We start from the raw sequence: 14,162 nt of genomic DNA, 5'->3' as shown, positions 1-14,162 counted from the left end.
CAATCCTCGTGAGTACACGGACGAATGAGTTGCGCACCCTTCGCGGTGCCGCGCTCGCTCTGACGTCCGCGGCACTCACCATCACCGCCCACGGGCTGGGCGGCGGCGAGATCGGTGAGTTCGTCCACGCGTTGCCGCTGGTGGTGCTGATCGCGTTCGCGGCGGCGTCCCTGGCCGACAAGCGCACCGGCAGGCTCTCGGTCATCGCCGGCCTCGGCACGGCCCAGCTCGCGCAGCACCTGCTGCTCACCTGGGTCAACCACGAGCACAACAACACGCTGACCTGGCCGATGTTCGCGGCGCACCTCGTGGCGGCGACGCTGACCGGGCTGCTGCTCTTCCACGCCGAGAACGCCCTGTTCAGGCTCATCGCCGCCGTCACCCGCCTGATCCCCCGCAGGCTCACGCCGCTGCCGGTCTCGACGCCGGTGCGGGCGTTCACCAGCACGCCGTACGTCCAGAACGCGCTCTACCTCGACGTCGTGCGCGCGAATCGGCGGCGCGGCCCGCCCTGTGACTCCTGATCATCCGTATCCCTCGTACGAACACCCTTTGGCAATCAGGAGCCACAACTTCATGTCGACGAATCGATTCGGCGTGCGCACGCTCGCCGTCCTCGCCGTTGCCGGGATCGCGGTGCTCGGCACCCCGACCATCGCATCGGCGCACGTCAGCGCCCAGCCCGCGGAGTTCACCCAGGGCGGTCGCGCCACCTTCGCGTTCCGCGTCCCGAACGAGCGAGACAACGCCGGCACCACCAAGATCGAGGTGACGCTGCCGCAGGACACGCCGCTCACGTCGGTGCGCACCAAGCCGTTGACCGGCTGGAAGGCCGAGGTCGTCAAGGGCAAGCTCGACAAGCCCGTGACGGTCTCCGGCAAGGAGATCACCGAGGCGTTCACCTCGATCACCTGGACCGCCGAAGCCGGTACCAAGATCGGCGTCAACGAGTACCAGGAGTTCTACGTCGCGCTCGGCACGCTGCCGGAGGGCAAGGACACCCTGCTGCTCCCGACCAAGCAGACCTACGAGAACGGCGAGGTCGTCGACTGGTCGCAGGCTCCGGGCGCCGACGGCAAGGAGCCGGAGCACCCGGCACCCGCGCTGAAGCTCGCCCCGAAGAAGGCCGGCGAGGGCGACCACGGCCACGGCGCGTCCAACACCGCCGCCACCAGCGGTGACACCCACGAGGCGTCCGCGGCCGGCTCCGACTCGACCGCCCGCTACCTCGGTGGCGCCGGTCTGGCCGTCGGCGCCCTCGGCCTGGGCCTCGGCGTCGGCGCGATCCTGCGTTCGAGGCGCAAGGCATGAAGCGCGCTCTGATCGCGTTCCTGTTCGCCGGTGCGGCCGTGCTCGCCACGGCCGCGCCCGCGGCGGCGCACAACGCCCTCATCGGCAGCGATCCGAAGGACAAGTCCTCGCTGGAGGTCGGTCCCTCGACCATCACCCTGACGTTCGACCAGGACGTGCAGGGCGGCCAGGGCATCAACGAGATCACGGTCGTCGACGCGAACGGCGGCCACTACGAGGTCGCGGGCGACCCGACGATCAAGGACACCGCGGTGTCCGCGAAGGTCAACGCCCTGGGCAAGGCCGGTGAGTACAAGATCGGCTACCGGATCCTGTCCGCGGACGGCCACCCCGTCTCCGGTGAGCTGACCTTCACGCTCACCAAGGACGGCACGGGCACGCCCACCGCTCCCGCGAACGCCGACGCCTCGACCGGCTCCTCCGACTCGGGCGGCGGACTGCCGGTGTGGGTGTGGATCGTCGGTGCCGTGGTGCTCCTCGGCGGTGGCGTGTTCTTCGCGTTGCGCGGCGGGAACACGAAGGCATGAGCGACGTCCGGACCACCGCCCCGACCCACTACCGCGTGCTCGCCGGCCTGGGGCTCGGCGCGCTCGCGGGGGTCGCGCTCGGCCTCGTGCTGGCACCACCCGTGGTGGTCGCCGGGGTCCTCGACGCCGGGGCGGCGGTCCGGTACGGCCTTCCGGTCACGCGGGTGCTGCTCGACGTCTCGGCGACGGTCGTCGTCGGGCTGTCGATCCTGCCGAAGCTGCTCGGCTTCGACCGGCCCACGCACACCGAACCCGTCATGCGGATCGCCCGGCCGGCCGCGGTGGTGGCCGCCGCCGTCTGGGTGGTCACGGCCCTGCTGGCGATCGTGCTGCAGGCCGCCGAACTGCGGCCGGGCAGCGACGTCAGCGTCGGCAACGCGGTCGACTACGTCGCGACCGTCGGCGCCGGGAAGGGCCTGCTCTTCAGCGCGGCCTGCGCGTTCGCCTACCTCGTCATCGGCGTGATGGCCGTGCGCAGCGGTGAGTCCGTGCCCGCCGAACTGCGCATCCTGATCTCGATGTTCGGCCTGCTGCCGATCCCCGTGACCGGGCACGCCTCCAACTGGAAGTACCACGACTACTCGATGGTCTCCATGGAGCTGCACGTGCTGGGCGCCGCGGCGTGGACCGGCGGGCTCGGCGCGCTGATCGCGCTGGTCGCCCACCGCAAGGGACTGCTGGCGATCGCGCTGCCGAAGTTCTCGAAGATCGCGACCGTCAGTCTGGTCGTCGTCGCGGTGACGGGCCTGTTCAACGGGCTGCTGGAGCTGGTCCTGAACCCCGTCGTGCCGTTCCCGCGGTCGCTGTTCACGACCGGCTACGGGTTGCTGTTCCTCGGCAAGCTCGTGTGCGCGGGCCTGGTCGCGGTGCTCGGCGCGCACGTCCGGTGGCGGCTGCTGCCGAAGATCTCCCAGCACAAGGTGACCGCGATCGTGCAGTGGGCGGTCCTGGAGATCACGATCATGGGCGTCGCGTTCGGGCTCGCCGTCGTCCTGAGCCGCGCGCCCGTCAGCTGAAGCCCGTCGCGACCCTGACCAGGTCGGCGACGGCACGCGACCTGCTGTGCGGTGGCCACGCGATCACCGTCGTCACCTTCGGCGCGTCCACGACCGGCACCGCGGCCAGTCCTTCACCCAGCCCGGGACGGACGACCTCCGGCATGACCGCGACGGCGCGGCCCAGCGCGATCAGCTGGAACAGCTGCGTCAGGTTGTGCACCTCCACACCGGGACCGGGGAGGTAGCTGCCGTCGGGCTCCGGCCAGCGCACGAGCTCCGGCAGGTCGGCGACGTCCGCCATCCGCAGCCTTTCGGCGCCGGCCAGCGGGTGCGAGCTCGCGACGATCGCGAACTGGCTCTCGGTGTGCAGGGGCTCGACGTCGAGACCCGCGGTCGAGTCGAACGGCTCGTGCAGCAGCGCCACGTCGGCTCTGCCGTCGAGCAGCGGTTGCGACGTGTGGGCCTCGCACAGCAGCAGGTCGACTTCGACCGCACCGGGTTCGGCGGCGTAGGCGTCGAGCAGCTTCGCGAGCAGTTCGCCGGAGCCACCCGCCTTGGCGGCCAGCACCAGCGACGGCCGGTCGACGGTCCGCGTCCGCCTCTCCGCCGCGGCCACCGCCCCGAGGATCGCCCTGCTCTCGGCCAGGAGCACCGCGCCCGCGGCCGTGAGCGAGACCTTGCGGCTGGTGCGGGTCAGCAACGCGACTCCCAGCCGGTGTTCGAGCTGCGCGATCGTCCTCGACAACGGCGGCTGGGCGATGCCGAGGCGGTCGGCGGCGCGGCCGAAGTGCAGTTCTTCCGCCACGGCGACGAAATATCGGAGCTCTCGGGTCTCCACCCGACCACCGTATCGATACCGGCCGGGTATCGCTGCCAGACCGGAGTGGTGTTGGTTCCGGCGACGCCGCCGACCACGATCAACTGCATGAGCGAACAGACGATTGCGCTGGTCACCGGCGCGAACAAGGGCATCGGCTACGAGATCGCGGCCGGTCTTGGCATGACCGTGGGAGTCGGCGCGAGGGACGTCCAGCGCGGCGAGGAGGCAGCGGCGAAGCTGCGCGCGAACGGCGTCGACGCGTTCGCCGTGCCGTTGGACGTGACCGACGACGAGAGCGTCCTGGCAGCGGCGGCACTGTTCGAGGAACGGTTCGGCCGCCTGGACGTGCTGGTCAACAACGCGGCGATCGCCGGCGCGTGGCCCGCGGCGCCGTCCGCCGCCACGCCGGGAAGCCTGCGGGAGGTGCTGGAGACCAACGTGATCGGCGTCGTCCGGGTCACGAACGCGATGCTGCCGTTGCTGGCCCGTTCCGCACGACCGCGGATCGTGAACCAGTCGAGCCACCTCGCGTCACTGACGCTGCAGACCACGCCGGAGGTGGAGTTCGGAGAGGTCAACGGCACCTACACGCCGTCGAAGACGTTCCTCAACGCCCTCACGGTGCAGTACGCCAAGGAACTCACGAACATCAAGGTCAACGCCGCCTGCCCCGGTTACGTCGCGACCGACCTCAACGGGTTCCAGGGGACGAGCACGCCCGCGGAAGGGGCGAAGATCGCGATCAGGCTGGCCACACTGCCGGACGACGGTCCTACCGGCGGCCTGTTCGACGACACCGGGACCGTGCCCTGGTGAGGAGGGGACGAATGTTCAACGTGAAACATCCACGACTTCGACCGAACTCGGTGAGTGGTCCGATCGGCGCGACGAGCTGCCCACGAACGGACTAATCGGTGATCAGCCGAGCCGAAGATTCTTCGCGCATCCGCGCCAGCCGGTTCATCGTCCGCTGTCCGCGGCGGTCCAGCTCGCGGCTGTCGATCCAGCCGTTGGCGTAGTAGCGGTAGTCCTGGGCCAGCGCCACAAGCTCGGCGAGGTAGTCGGCGGACCTCCGCCGGCGTTCCTCGTCGAAGCCCGCGAGCAGTGGCAGCTGGGTGTCCACCACCTCGTCGAGCAACTGCGCGGACCGCAGCGCCCGCTTGGAACGCCACCTCCGAGTAAGGCTCACGCGCACCTCGTCCTCCGCCCCGACCTGCCGCACCTTAGGCGTGGATTGCACGCCCGTCGATGCTGCATTCGTGTGCGAAGGTCCTGGCGTTACCGCTTCGTGTCCCACGCCATCCGAAAGTGGTGCTATAGGACCCAAACGAGTTCCGTATCAGGCGGCGCTGTCGGCTCCCGTGAAACGCGCGACGCGGTCGGCGAGCTCGCGGGCCTCGGGGTTGTTGCGGCGCTTCTCGGCTTCCTTCTGCAGCGGCTCCATGCGCTGCTTGGTGCGCACCGACTTCAGGCCCTCGGACAGGTCGACGGCCTGGCCACCGACCTTGGCGCCGTGGTCGATGTCGCCCTGGATCAGGTGGTTGATCGACATGGAGGTGAGGTTGAACGACTTGCTGCGCGCCATGTCGTCGCCGAAGCTGTTGATCGCCTTGGAGAGGTACGGGATCGCGGTCCGCGCGTACTTGGGGTCCACCGACTGCGCCAGCTCCGTGTGCACCGTGCCGATCATGGACGAGAGGTCGATCTCGTTGAAGAACCGCGCCCACGCCGGCGCTTCGGCGACGTTGGAGCGGGAGAACTCGTCACGGGCGCGGCCGAGCAGCTTGAGCGCCTGCTCGTCGGAGCCCATCTTCGCGTAGGCCCAGGCCTCGTTCGCGCACAGGATGCCGACGGCCAGTTCGGAACCGGAGTTCTGCGCGGCCAGCTGGCCCAGCTGGAACACCTTCAATGCGTCGTCCGGGGCGTTCTGGTGCAGGTAGACGCGCCCCATGCGGTACAGGATGTTCGCCATCAGGGCCTCGTTGTCGCCCTGCTTGGCGAGGTCGAGCGCCTGACCGAAGTGGTTGCGGGCCGAGTCCATCAGGCCGGTGTCGAACGACGTCCAGCCGGCGAGGTTGTGCAGGTCGGCCAGTGCGACGAACAGCCGCTGGCGGACGATGTCCGTGGAGCTCGCGCCGAGCATCTGCTGTCCCCAGGACAGCTGCGCGACGACCGCGTCGCGGCAGGAACCGCCGCCGTACTGGTAGTCGAGGGCCCGCAACGCACGAGTCGCCGCTTCGACCTGGCGCACATCGGTCATGCCGATGCGTCCCGGAGCCGGAGTCTGTGTGGGGTGTGAAACCCACGACCCGGAGTCCGCTCCGAACACGGCCGCGCCGACTGTCACGGCGGCGGCGTGCGCGAGGAACTTCCGACGCTTCACCGACTCTTCCTCCTCAGGATGGGGTGAGTCCGCGGCTGCGGCCACCCGTACTGCCGTTGTCTCGTCATAGGCGAGACCCATGTATCCACGTGGGACACCCAGGCCGACGGCGATCCTGGTCAGGACGTCATATGCCATCACCTGGCGTCCCTTGAGGATCTCCGAGACCTCGGACTGCGACTGCCCAGTGAGCGCCGCGATCTGGCGCTGGGACACGCCGTGCCTTCGGAGCAGCCGGTAGACCGAGCTGATCTCTCGTCGGGCCAGTGCGTCCCGCATCTCCTGGTGGTCCCACACCTCGGTGGGGATCGGAGAGCCCTGGGAACTCATGGTGTTCATCGCGCACCCTCACAGTCCGTTGGGCGTCATCGGCAGACTAGGGGCAGGTCCCCGAGCCCGAGAAGTCCTCTTCGGCGGAGCTGATCGGCCCTACCGAACACCGCTTACCGCTCACCGTAAGACTTTTACCGGTGGGCGCTGTGACGTCCCGTTCCGGCATGAATCATCGCAATCTGGACTCCGGTAAGCGAGTGAGCACGGAGAGGAATGACCAATCAGATGGACAGCTCCTCCTCGTACTCCACCTCCATTGTGGAGACGGGTGACCCCGACCCCACATGGCGCGGCACGACCGGGCAGCGTCGGACGTGGCAGATCAGCTGCGGCGACGTGGTCGACCGGGACCGCCAGCTCACCGTGAAGGTCGTTCAGGGCCAAGTGGTTCTGGTGGGACCTCCCGGTGAGACGGCAGTCTTGTCCCACGACCAGCTCGTACAGCTCAGGGCTGCGCTACGCGAAGCCGCCGACCAGGCGGAAAGGTGACGGTGACGTTTCGATGGACGCGATCCTCGGACAGGTTCTTCGCAACGCTGTGTGGGAACGCCTCGACCTGCTCACGGAGCTGGCGAGCCGCGCTGACGCCCCGTCCCTCCTGTCGGTGGCTCGATCCGAGCTCCCTCGGCTGACCGAGGGATGGCGTGCTCTGCTGGCAGCGCACGAGCCGGACGAGAAGGGCAACTGCCCTGAGTGCTCCGGCCGCTGGCGCCAGCAGAAGTCACCTTGCTCGGTGTGGCGCGCCGCGTACGAACACCTGGTTGCGGGCGGACTCGCCCCGCGCCCGGCTCGCCACCTGCGCGAGGCCCCGGTGACCCCTCCTGTCACCCGGTCCCGCCGCGCGGTGGCTCGAGCCCACTAACGGGCGTTTGCGACCGACCTGGCGTCCCCCCGACACGACCAGGTCTGCAAACCGCCTACTGACCGGTGGCTCGCGATGTGCGAACCCCCGACCGCGACATCGCGAGCCCCGGTCAGCTTCACAACTCCACGGATTCCCGCGGGCCGGTGGCGTGCACCCACCCTTCCCCGACCGTCGCCGGTCCGCGGTCACCAACACCGGCCCCCCGCCTGCACCTCCCGCGCAGGTAGGGGGCCGTTTCCATGCTCAGCGGTGGGTGCCCGTCCTCCAGGCCAGGTAGCTCGTCAGTCCGGGGAACAGCCGGCCGGAGATCTCGAACGCCTTGAGCTGCCACGGGAACAGGTGCTCGGCACGTTCCTTCTCCACCGCGTCCACGATCGCCTTCGCGCACCTCGCCGGCGTGACCGTCGGGATCATCAGCCGGGCGATCGCCGGGATCCGCTCCTCCGCGCCGGGGTTGTTGACGAAGTACTCGCTGCTCACCTTGCCCGGCACCACCTCGCTGACCCCGACGCCGGTTCCCCGCAGGTCGAGGCGCAGGGACGCGGTCAGGCCGCGCAACGCCCAGCGCGACGACTGGTAACCGACGCAGCCGGGGATCGGCAGGCGCGACACCGGTGAGTTCACGTTGACGATCCAGCCGGACCCGCGCGCCCGCATAACGCCGAGGTACTCCCTGGTCAGCAGCAACGCCGCCAGGTACGGCACCGCGGTCATCGCGACCAGCTCATCCGGCTCGGTGTCGTCGAGGAAGAGCCAGCGCCCTACACCCGCGTTGTTGACCAGGACGTCCGGTGCCGGGACCTCCTCGGCGAGTGCGCGGATCTGCGCGGCGTCGGCCAGATCGGCCTGGTGGGCGGTCGCCGAGCCGCCGAACTCCAGGATCCGCTTGACCTGTTGATCGAGCAGTTCGGCGCTCCGGGCCACAAGGTGGACATGAGCGCCGTGCGCGGCGAACCGGAAGGCAGCCTCCGCGCCGATGCCCTGGGACGCGCCCGTGACCAGAACGTTCTTGCCCTCGACCCGCATCAGACCACCGATCGCACTCGACTCATCAACACCGCCGCCAGCGTCGTCGCCAACGCCGACACCGCGAACAGACCGCGGTAGCCACCCAGGTTCGCCAAGATCAACGCCGTCAGCAAGGGAGCGATGACCTGCGGTAACGCGTTCGCAACATTGAGGACGCCCAGGTCCTTGGCCCGGTCGGACGCGGCCGGCAGCACCTGCGTCAGCAGCGCGATCGCGACCGCCCAGTACGTGCCGAAGCCGACGCCGAGCAACGGCGCGGCGACGAGCGCGCTGGTCCAGGTGGGCCAGACGACCAGCAACAGCGCCGCGAGGGCCATGACGACCGACGCGAGGTACACGTACGGCTTCCGGCGGCCAGAACGATCACTTCGTGCGCCGAACAGCACCGCTCCTGCGGCGAGCGCCACCCCGTAGAGCGCCATCAGCACCAGGAGACCGTCTTCCGGCGACGGGTGGTGGACGACGTCGCCGAGGAAGTAGAGGAGGTAGAGCGTCCCGAACGCATTGCCGAGGTTGATCATCAAGTGGCCGAGCCAGGCCCAGGCGAAGTCGGGGTGCTCGCGCGGGGAGATCCAGAACGTCGGCTTCACCGGCTTCGCGATGAGCTGCGTGTCCGGCGTTCGCCACACGAACAGAAGGGCCCCCACCAGCACGATGACCGCGCACGCCAAGTAGCCGTTGGTCAGTCCGCTGACCAGCAACGTCACCACGACCGCACCCAGCACCGTGCCGAGCATCTGGCTGATGCCGATGAGCCCGCCGACCTGCGCCCGTTGCACGACGGGCACGCGGTCCGGCACCGCGGAGGTGAGCGCGGCGAGCATGCCGCCGATCCCCGCCTGGACCAGGCTCCAGCCGACGGTCATGACCAGCACCGACGGCGCGTTGGCGAGAACGGCCAGGCCGACGGCACCGACAGCGGCGCCGGCCAGCGTCCACGGGTGGCGGCGCCCGAACCGCGAGGTCGTGCGGTCGCTGAGGAACCCGATGAGCGGCACGACCAGCAACGACACCAGCGCGCCGACGCCGGTGACGATGCCGAACACCAGTTCCTTGTCGGCCTTGTCGAGCAGTTCGGCCTGCTGCGGCAACAGCACCTGGATGGGCGCGTAGATCGCGAGCCACAGCCCGAGGTTCGCGGCGAAGAGCCAGGCCATCCAGCCCCTGCGGACCGGGACGACCGGTTCGGCGAGCGCCTCACTCACCTCTGATCACCCCGCGGTACCAGTGGAAGGAGTCGCGGGGCGTGCGGACCTGCGTGTCGTAGTCGACCTCGACCAGGCCGAACCGCTGCGAGTACCCGGCCTCCCACTCGAAGTTGTCGAGCAGCGACCACACGAAGTACCCGGAGACGCCCGCCGCCCGGGCCGCCTGGAGGTGTCCGTCGAGGTAGGAGATCCGCTCGGCGTCCTGGAGACCTGCCGGGAAGCTGCACCCGCTCTCGGTGACGTGGACCGGCGGCAGGTCCGGGTGGCGTTCGCGCAGCGCGTTGATCATCTCGGTCAGCCCGGCCGGCACGATCGGCCAGCCGAACCCGGTGCGCTCGTACTCGTCGATCTCCACCAGTTCGAACGGCAGGGGGTTGCCCTCGGACGGCGCCCTGAGCCGCGTCGGGTTGTAGTAGTTGACGCCGTAGAAGTCGAGCGGCTGGTGGATCGTGGCCAGGTCACCATCGGCGATAGGCAGGAGTTCGGCGACTGCGTCGGGATATCGGCCCGACAGCACGGGGTCCGCGTAGATCCAGTTGTGGATTTCGCCGTACGCCTCGGCGGCTGCTACGTCATTCGGCCCAGCAGGCCACGCGGGGGTGTGGTTGTTCGCCGTGCCAACCGCTTGCGCGCCGGACGAACGGAGCACTTCGACCGCACGGCCGTGGGCCAGGTTCAGGTGGTGGGCGGTGGGCAACGCGTCGAAGAGCAACGTCTTGCCAGGGGCGTGCTCACCGATCGCGTAGCCCTGCAACGTCACCATCGCGGGTTCGTTGATCGGGATCCACAGCTTCACGCGATCGGCCAGGCGCTCCACGACCAGTGCCGCGTAGTCGGCGAACCTGTCGGCGATGTCGCGGTTCAGCCACCCGCCCTCAGCTTCCAGGGCCAGAGGCGTGTCCCAGTGGTACAACGTCACCACGGGGGCGATTCCGGCGTCGACGAGCGCGTCGACCAGGCGGTCGTAGAAGTCGAGGCCCTCGGCGTTGACAGGTCCCTTGCCGGACGGCTGGATGCGCGGCCACGCGACCGAGAACCGGTACGCGTTCACGCCGAGCTGCGTCATGAGCGCAACGTCCTCACGCCACCGGTGGTAGTGGTCGCACGCAACGGAAGCGTTCTGGTTCTCGTGTACCGGAGTGAACTCGTCCCACACCGAGGGACCCCGGCCGCCGGCATCGAACGCGCCCTCGATCTGGAACGCGGACGTCGACACTCCCCAGAGGAAGTCGCTCATCGATCCTCCAAATGTGAAACTTGTTCGGATCGTAGGCGTGTTGACAGGTTCAGGGAAGTGAAAGAGCTGTGCAACGGGCAAGATGGAAGTACCCGAACCACTGGGAGTCGCCGTGACGAGCACCACCCCGCTTCGCCGTCAGCCCGTCCAGCAGCGCAGCGCCAAGAGAGTCGAGCGCATGCTCGAGGCGTGCGCGACTCTCATCGACGAGGTGGGCTACGACGGCGTCACCACGACGCTGATCGCGGAGAGGGCGGGCGTCGCGGTCGGCTCGCTCTACCAGTTCTTCCCCGACAAGAGAGCCGTCGTGCAGGCGCTGACGCTGCGCAACGTCGACAAGTTCTCCCAGGGCATCACCGAACGGCTCGAGCAGGCGACGCTCGAGCACTGGTGGGACGCCGTGGACACGGTGTTCGACGTCTACGTGACGATGCACCGTGAGATCCCCGCGTTCGGGAAGCTGCACTTCGGCGACGTCGTGGACATGCGCCTGCTCGACGACCGCCGCGACAACAACGCCGTCATCTCCGACAAGATCTCGGAGCTGATCTCGGGCAAGTTCGCCATCCCGTTCGGCGAGGTCGGCCTGCCGATCGCCATCGCCGTCGAGGCGGCCGACGCCGTGTTGAAGATGGCGTTCCGCAACAACCCGAACGGCGACCAGGCGATCCTCGTCGAGGCGAAGGCGCTGGTCAGGGGCTACCTGTCGTCGCGCCTGCCGGCCTAGCCGAAGTTGCGGCGCTCGCCGCGGTACGTGGGCACGGTGCGCTCGATGCCGTCACCGCGCACCAGGTGCACCTCGTCGAACCGCTCGAACAGCTCACCGGCCTTGGCGTGCCGCATCCAGACGCGGTCGCCGATCCCGAGCTGTTCCGCGGCCTTGCCGGTGACCGGCGTCTGCACCTCGCCCGCGCCCTCGAACCCGAGCGTCTTCAGCCCTTCCGGCAGGTACGGCGACGGCTGGCGGTCGGGCGTGGGCGTGCCGGACGCGATGTAGCCGCCGGCGAAGAGCGTGGCGACCCGCTTCGTCGGCTTGCGCACGACCGAGAGCGCGAACAGCGCGGCGGGTTCCGGCTTGAAGGACTGGTAGGCGTCGAACAGCGTCGGCCCGAAGAGCCCGCTGCCCGCCGCGAGCTCCGTCACCGACGGGTCCGACCCGGTCAGCTCCAGGCTGCCGGTCCCGCCACCGTTGACGAACTCCAGCTCGGCGACCTGCCGGACCGCGCTGACCACGGCCGTCCGCCGCGCGATCAGCTCGGGCCCGGACCTGCGCTGGATGAACCGGATCCCGAGCGCCCGGAACGGCTGACCAGGCGGGTTGTCCCCCAGCCCGGCGATCTGCCCCTCGTACGCCATCACGCCGACGAGCGTGAACCCGCCACGCTGCACGATCTTGGCCGCAAGCGCTTTCGCCTGCTGGGCCGTGTGGACCGAAGACCGGCGCGGACCGATGTGCACCCCCGGCAGCGGCCGCCACGACACGTCGAGCTCGAGGCACACCCGGATGTCGGCGTGCGGCCCGATCGCCGCGTCCACGAAGTCGAGGTGCTCGAGCGAGTCGACCATGATCGTGACGCGCTGCCGCGCGGTCTCGTTGGCGGCGAGCTTCTGCAGCGACGCCCGGTCCGCCGTCGGGTAGGCGACCAGCAGGTCCTCGCTGACGTTCTGCTCCGACAACCACAGCGCCTCGGCCAGCGAGTAGCACATGACACCGGCGTAACCGGGCCGTTCGAGAGCCCGGCTCACCAGCTCGCGCACGCGGATCGACTTGCTCGCGACCCGGATGGGATGACCGGCAGCGCGACGGGCGAGGTCCGCCGCGTTGTGGTCGAAGGCGTCCAGGTCGACGATCGCGAACGGAGGATCCAGATCCTTCGTCGCGGCGTCGAGTCGAGTTCTGCGCATGCCCTGACGGTACGTCCTCAACCCTTGAAACGTGAAGAGCTTTCACTTACGTTACTGGCAGGTCACACTCTCTCGTGGAGGTTCGCGTGTGGACGAACTGGGCTAGAACGGCCACCTGCACCCCCGTGCGCGTGGTCCACCCGTCCAGCACGGACGAGATCGCCGCGGCCGTCCTCTCCACGGGCCGAGTGAGGGCCCGAGGCAGCGGCCACTCGTTCAACGACATCGCCGTGGCGCCAGAAACCGCCCTGGACCTGGACCGCTGGACGGGAATCGTCCGAGCGGACACCGAAACCGGCCTGGTGACCGTCCGCTCCGGCACTCCCCTGCGGCAGTTCAACGCAGACCTCCACCGCCTCGGCCTGGCCATGCCGAACCTGGGCGACATCGACGCCCAAACGGTCGCCGGCGCGGTCTCCACCTCGACCCACGGCACAGGCGCCAAACTCGGCGTCCTAGCCACAGCGATCGAGTCCCTCGAACTCGTCCTCGCCGACGGTTCAGTGGTCACCTGCTCCCGAACGGAACGCCCAGACCTCTTCAACGCGGCCCGAGTGGGCCTCGGCGCACTGGGCATCATCAGCACCCTGACCTTGCGCTGCGTACCCTCGTTCGTCCTGCAAGCCCAGGAATCCCCAGGCCGCCTGGACGCCGTCCTGGAACAGTTCGACGACCTCTGCGCAGTCGAAGACCACGTCGAGTTCCACTGGTTCACCCACTCGGACCGAGTGATCCTCAAGCGCAACAACAGGATCACCGACCCGGCAAGGCCGCTCTCGAAACTCCGCCAGACGTGGGAGTACGAGGTGATGGAGAACGCCGCGTTCGGCGCCGTCACGAAGGTAGCTCGCAGCTTCCCCCGCTACACCAAGCGCCTCAACGAACTCTGCGGCTCCCTCATCTCCGAACGGTCCTATTCGGACTACTCGCACAACGTCTTCGTGACCCCGCGCCGAGTCCGCTTCGTGGAGACGGAGTTCTCCATCCCCCGCGAAACCCTCCTGGACGTGATCGGCGAACTCCGCGCCGTCGCCGCCAAGCTGGGAGAGCGCGACCACCTGATCGTCCCGTGCGAGGTGCGAGTGGCCCAGGCCGACGACATCTGGCTCTCCACGGCAAACGGCCGAGACACCGCATACATCTCGATGCACCAAGCACTGGGCATGCAGTACAAGGCGTTCTTCGACGCGTACGCGAGCATCGCGGCATCGGTGGGCGGCCGCCCGCACTGGGGCAAGATGCACGACCTCACCGCGACCGAGCTCCGCCCGCTGTACCCGCACTTCGACGACTTCCTGCGGGTACGGAACGAGGTGGACCCGGGCAGGACGTTCAGCAACGCCTACCTGGACCGAGTGCTGGGCGCCTGACCAACGCGCGACGCCGAAGGCGAGCCGTCCTGAGCAAAGAGGAACCGGCGGTGGGATCCCATCACGAGTCGCGCCACAGCACTTGCTGCACCTGAGGAGGGGTGTCAAACCGCCACGCTTTTCGGCGGTTTGACACCCCTCCTCAGGTGTGGCCCGCTCTTGGTGCGACTTGGGAT

16 protein-coding genes are annotated in these 14,162 nt (G+C 68.9%); 9 read left to right on the top strand and 7 right to left on the bottom strand.

The annotated features are described in order from the left end of the window. Nucleotides 1-8: 8 nt before the first annotated feature. Genes BMY74_RS00080 through BMY74_RS00065 form a run of 4 tightly spaced genes read left to right on the top strand, consistent with a single transcriptional unit; the run spans nt 9 to nt 2,854 of the window. Entirely contained in the window at nt 9-524 is a 516-nt protein-coding gene (locus BMY74_RS00080) for a hypothetical protein (RefSeq protein WP_143091395.1), read from the top strand. Between the two features lie 52 nt (nt 525-576). Then, nucleotides 577-1,311: a YcnI family copper-binding membrane protein gene (locus tag BMY74_RS00075; RefSeq protein ID WP_089907511.1), complete on the top strand. Its 735-nt coding sequence runs from the start codon at nt 577-579 to the stop codon at nt 1,309-1,311. Beyond that, nucleotides 1,308-1,838, top strand: a complete 531-nt coding sequence (locus tag BMY74_RS00070) for a copper resistance CopC family protein (protein WP_089907508.1) — start codon at nt 1,308-1,310, stop codon at nt 1,836-1,838. The genes BMY74_RS00075 and BMY74_RS00070 overlap by 4 nt, the downstream gene beginning before the upstream one ends. Beyond that, the gene (locus BMY74_RS00065) at nt 1,835-2,854 is read left to right on the top strand and encodes a copper resistance D family protein (RefSeq protein WP_089907506.1); all 1,020 of its coding nucleotides are present in this window, start codon (nt 1,835-1,837) and stop codon (nt 2,852-2,854) included. Before BMY74_RS00070 ends, BMY74_RS00065 begins: the two co-directional genes overlap by 4 nt. Here the strand turns inward: BMY74_RS00065 and BMY74_RS00060 are convergent. Continuing rightward, nucleotides 2,847-3,674, bottom strand: a complete 828-nt coding sequence (locus BMY74_RS00060; RefSeq protein ID WP_089907504.1) for a LysR family transcriptional regulator — start codon at nt 3,672-3,674, stop codon at nt 2,847-2,849. The two genes, BMY74_RS00065 and BMY74_RS00060, sit on opposite strands and share 8 nt — an antisense overlap. 87 nt (nt 3,675-3,761) lie before the next feature. Here BMY74_RS00060 and BMY74_RS00055 point away from each other — a divergent pair, with 87 nt between their 5' ends. Further along, nucleotides 3,762-4,472, top strand: coding sequence for an SDR family oxidoreductase (locus tag BMY74_RS00055; protein ID WP_089910159.1), 711 nt, complete (start codon nt 3,762-3,764; stop codon nt 4,470-4,472). A 91-nt stretch (nt 4,473-4,563) separates the two neighbouring features. Here the strand turns inward: BMY74_RS00055 and BMY74_RS00050 are convergent, their stop codons facing one another. Both BMY74_RS00050 and BMY74_RS00045 read right to left on the bottom strand, forming a co-directional pair. Beyond that, nucleotides 4,564-4,896 carry a hypothetical protein gene (locus BMY74_RS00050; protein ID WP_245785797.1) on the bottom strand — a complete coding sequence of 111 codons (333 nt, stop codon included), beginning with the start codon at nt 4,894-4,896 and terminating at the stop codon, nt 4,564-4,566. Between the two features lie 99 nt (nt 4,897-4,995). Next, nucleotides 4,996-6,378, bottom strand: coding sequence for an NsdA family TPR-like regulatory protein (locus tag BMY74_RS00045; protein WP_089907501.1), 1,383 nt, complete (start codon nt 6,376-6,378; stop codon nt 4,996-4,998). A 207-nt stretch (nt 6,379-6,585) separates the two neighbouring features. Between BMY74_RS00045 and BMY74_RS00040 the strand changes: the two genes are divergently transcribed. Next, complete coding sequence (locus tag BMY74_RS00040; RefSeq protein WP_245785796.1) at nt 6,586-6,861, top strand: hypothetical protein; 276 nt, start codon at nt 6,586-6,588, stop codon at nt 6,859-6,861. Between the two features lie 13 nt (nt 6,862-6,874). Then, complete coding sequence (locus tag BMY74_RS45950) at nt 6,875-7,234, top strand: hypothetical protein (RefSeq protein WP_030480258.1); 360 nt, start codon at nt 6,875-6,877, stop codon at nt 7,232-7,234. Between the two features lie 246 nt (nt 7,235-7,480). Here BMY74_RS45950 and BMY74_RS00030 read toward each other — a convergent pair whose 3' ends face one another. Genes BMY74_RS00030 through BMY74_RS00020 form a run of 3 tightly spaced genes read right to left on the bottom strand, consistent with a single transcriptional unit; the run spans nt 7,481 to nt 10,711 of the window. Beyond that, nucleotides 7,481-8,263: an SDR family NAD(P)-dependent oxidoreductase gene (locus BMY74_RS00030; protein ID WP_089907499.1), complete on the bottom strand. Its 783-nt coding sequence runs from the start codon at nt 8,261-8,263 to the stop codon at nt 7,481-7,483. After that, nucleotides 8,263-9,423: an MFS transporter gene (locus BMY74_RS00025; protein ID WP_089910153.1), complete on the bottom strand. Its 1,161-nt coding sequence runs from the start codon at nt 9,421-9,423 to the stop codon at nt 8,263-8,265. The genes BMY74_RS00030 and BMY74_RS00025 overlap by 1 nt, the downstream gene beginning before the upstream one ends. A 40-nt stretch (nt 9,424-9,463) precedes the next feature. After that, the gene (locus BMY74_RS00020; RefSeq protein WP_089907497.1) at nt 9,464-10,711 is read right to left on the bottom strand and encodes a GH1 family beta-glucosidase; all 1,248 of its coding nucleotides are present in this window, start codon (nt 10,709-10,711) and stop codon (nt 9,464-9,466) included. Nucleotides 10,712-10,793: 82 nt separating this feature from the next. Between BMY74_RS00020 and BMY74_RS00015 the strand changes: the two genes are divergently transcribed. Then, nucleotides 10,794-11,438, top strand: a complete 645-nt coding sequence (locus BMY74_RS00015) for a TetR/AcrR family transcriptional regulator (protein ID WP_089907494.1) — start codon at nt 10,794-10,796, stop codon at nt 11,436-11,438. Here BMY74_RS00015 and BMY74_RS00010 read toward each other — a convergent pair. Then, nucleotides 11,435-12,616 (bottom strand): amino acid deaminase/aldolase, encoded by a 1,182-nt coding sequence (locus BMY74_RS00010; RefSeq protein ID WP_089907491.1) that lies wholly within the window; start codon nt 12,614-12,616, stop codon nt 11,435-11,437. The genes BMY74_RS00015 and BMY74_RS00010 overlap by 4 nt on opposite strands. An 86-nt stretch (nt 12,617-12,702) precedes the next feature. Between BMY74_RS00010 and BMY74_RS00005 the strand changes: the two genes are divergently transcribed. Then, nucleotides 12,703-13,986, top strand: a complete 1,284-nt coding sequence (locus tag BMY74_RS00005; RefSeq protein WP_245785794.1) for a D-arabinono-1,4-lactone oxidase — start codon at nt 12,703-12,705, stop codon at nt 13,984-13,986. The last annotated feature ends 176 nt before the right edge of the window (nt 13,987-14,162 follow it).

Source organism: Lentzea albida (assembly GCF_900111005.1).
Lineage (GTDB): Bacteria > Actinomycetota > Actinomycetes > Mycobacteriales > Pseudonocardiaceae > Lentzea > Lentzea albida.
This window is presented reverse-complemented; position numbering and strand designations above follow the sequence as displayed.

Bases quoted from the DNA above. Each gene is read 5' to 3' on its own strand.
- BMY74_RS00075 (WP_089907511.1), top strand. From the start codon at position 577: ATGTCGACGAATCGATTCGGCGTGCGCACGCTCGCCGTCCTCGCCGTT.
- BMY74_RS00070 (WP_089907508.1), top strand. From the start codon at position 1,308: ATGAAGCGCGCTCTGATCGCGTTCCTGTTCGCCGGTGCGGCCGTGCTC.
- BMY74_RS00065 (WP_089907506.1), top strand. From the start codon at position 1,835: ATGAGCGACGTCCGGACCACCGCCCCGACCCACTACCGCGTGCTCGCC.
- BMY74_RS00055 (WP_089910159.1), top strand. From the start codon at position 3,762: ATGAGCGAACAGACGATTGCGCTGGTCACCGGCGCGAACAAGGGCATC.
- BMY74_RS00045 (WP_089907501.1), bottom strand. From the start codon at position 6,378: ATGAACACCATGAGTTCCCAGGGCTCTCCGATCCCCACCGAGGTGTGG.
- BMY74_RS00040 (WP_245785796.1), top strand. From the start codon at position 6,586: ATGACCAATCAGATGGACAGCTCCTCCTCGTACTCCACCTCCATTGTG.
- BMY74_RS45950 (WP_030480258.1), top strand. From the start codon at position 6,875: ATGGACGCGATCCTCGGACAGGTTCTTCGCAACGCTGTGTGGGAACGC.
- BMY74_RS00030 (WP_089907499.1), bottom strand. From the start codon at position 8,263: ATGCGGGTCGAGGGCAAGAACGTTCTGGTCACGGGCGCGTCCCAGGGC.
- BMY74_RS00025 (WP_089910153.1), bottom strand. From the start codon at position 9,423: ATGGCCTGGCTCTTCGCCGCGAACCTCGGGCTGTGGCTCGCGATCTAC.
- BMY74_RS00020 (WP_089907497.1), bottom strand. From the start codon at position 10,711: ATGAGCGACTTCCTCTGGGGAGTGTCGACGTCCGCGTTCCAGATCGAG.
- BMY74_RS00015 (WP_089907494.1), top strand. From the start codon at position 10,794: ATGGAAGTACCCGAACCACTGGGAGTCGCCGTGACGAGCACCACCCCG.
- BMY74_RS00010 (WP_089907491.1), bottom strand. From the start codon at position 12,616: ATGCGCAGAACTCGACTCGACGCCGCGACGAAGGATCTGGATCCTCCG.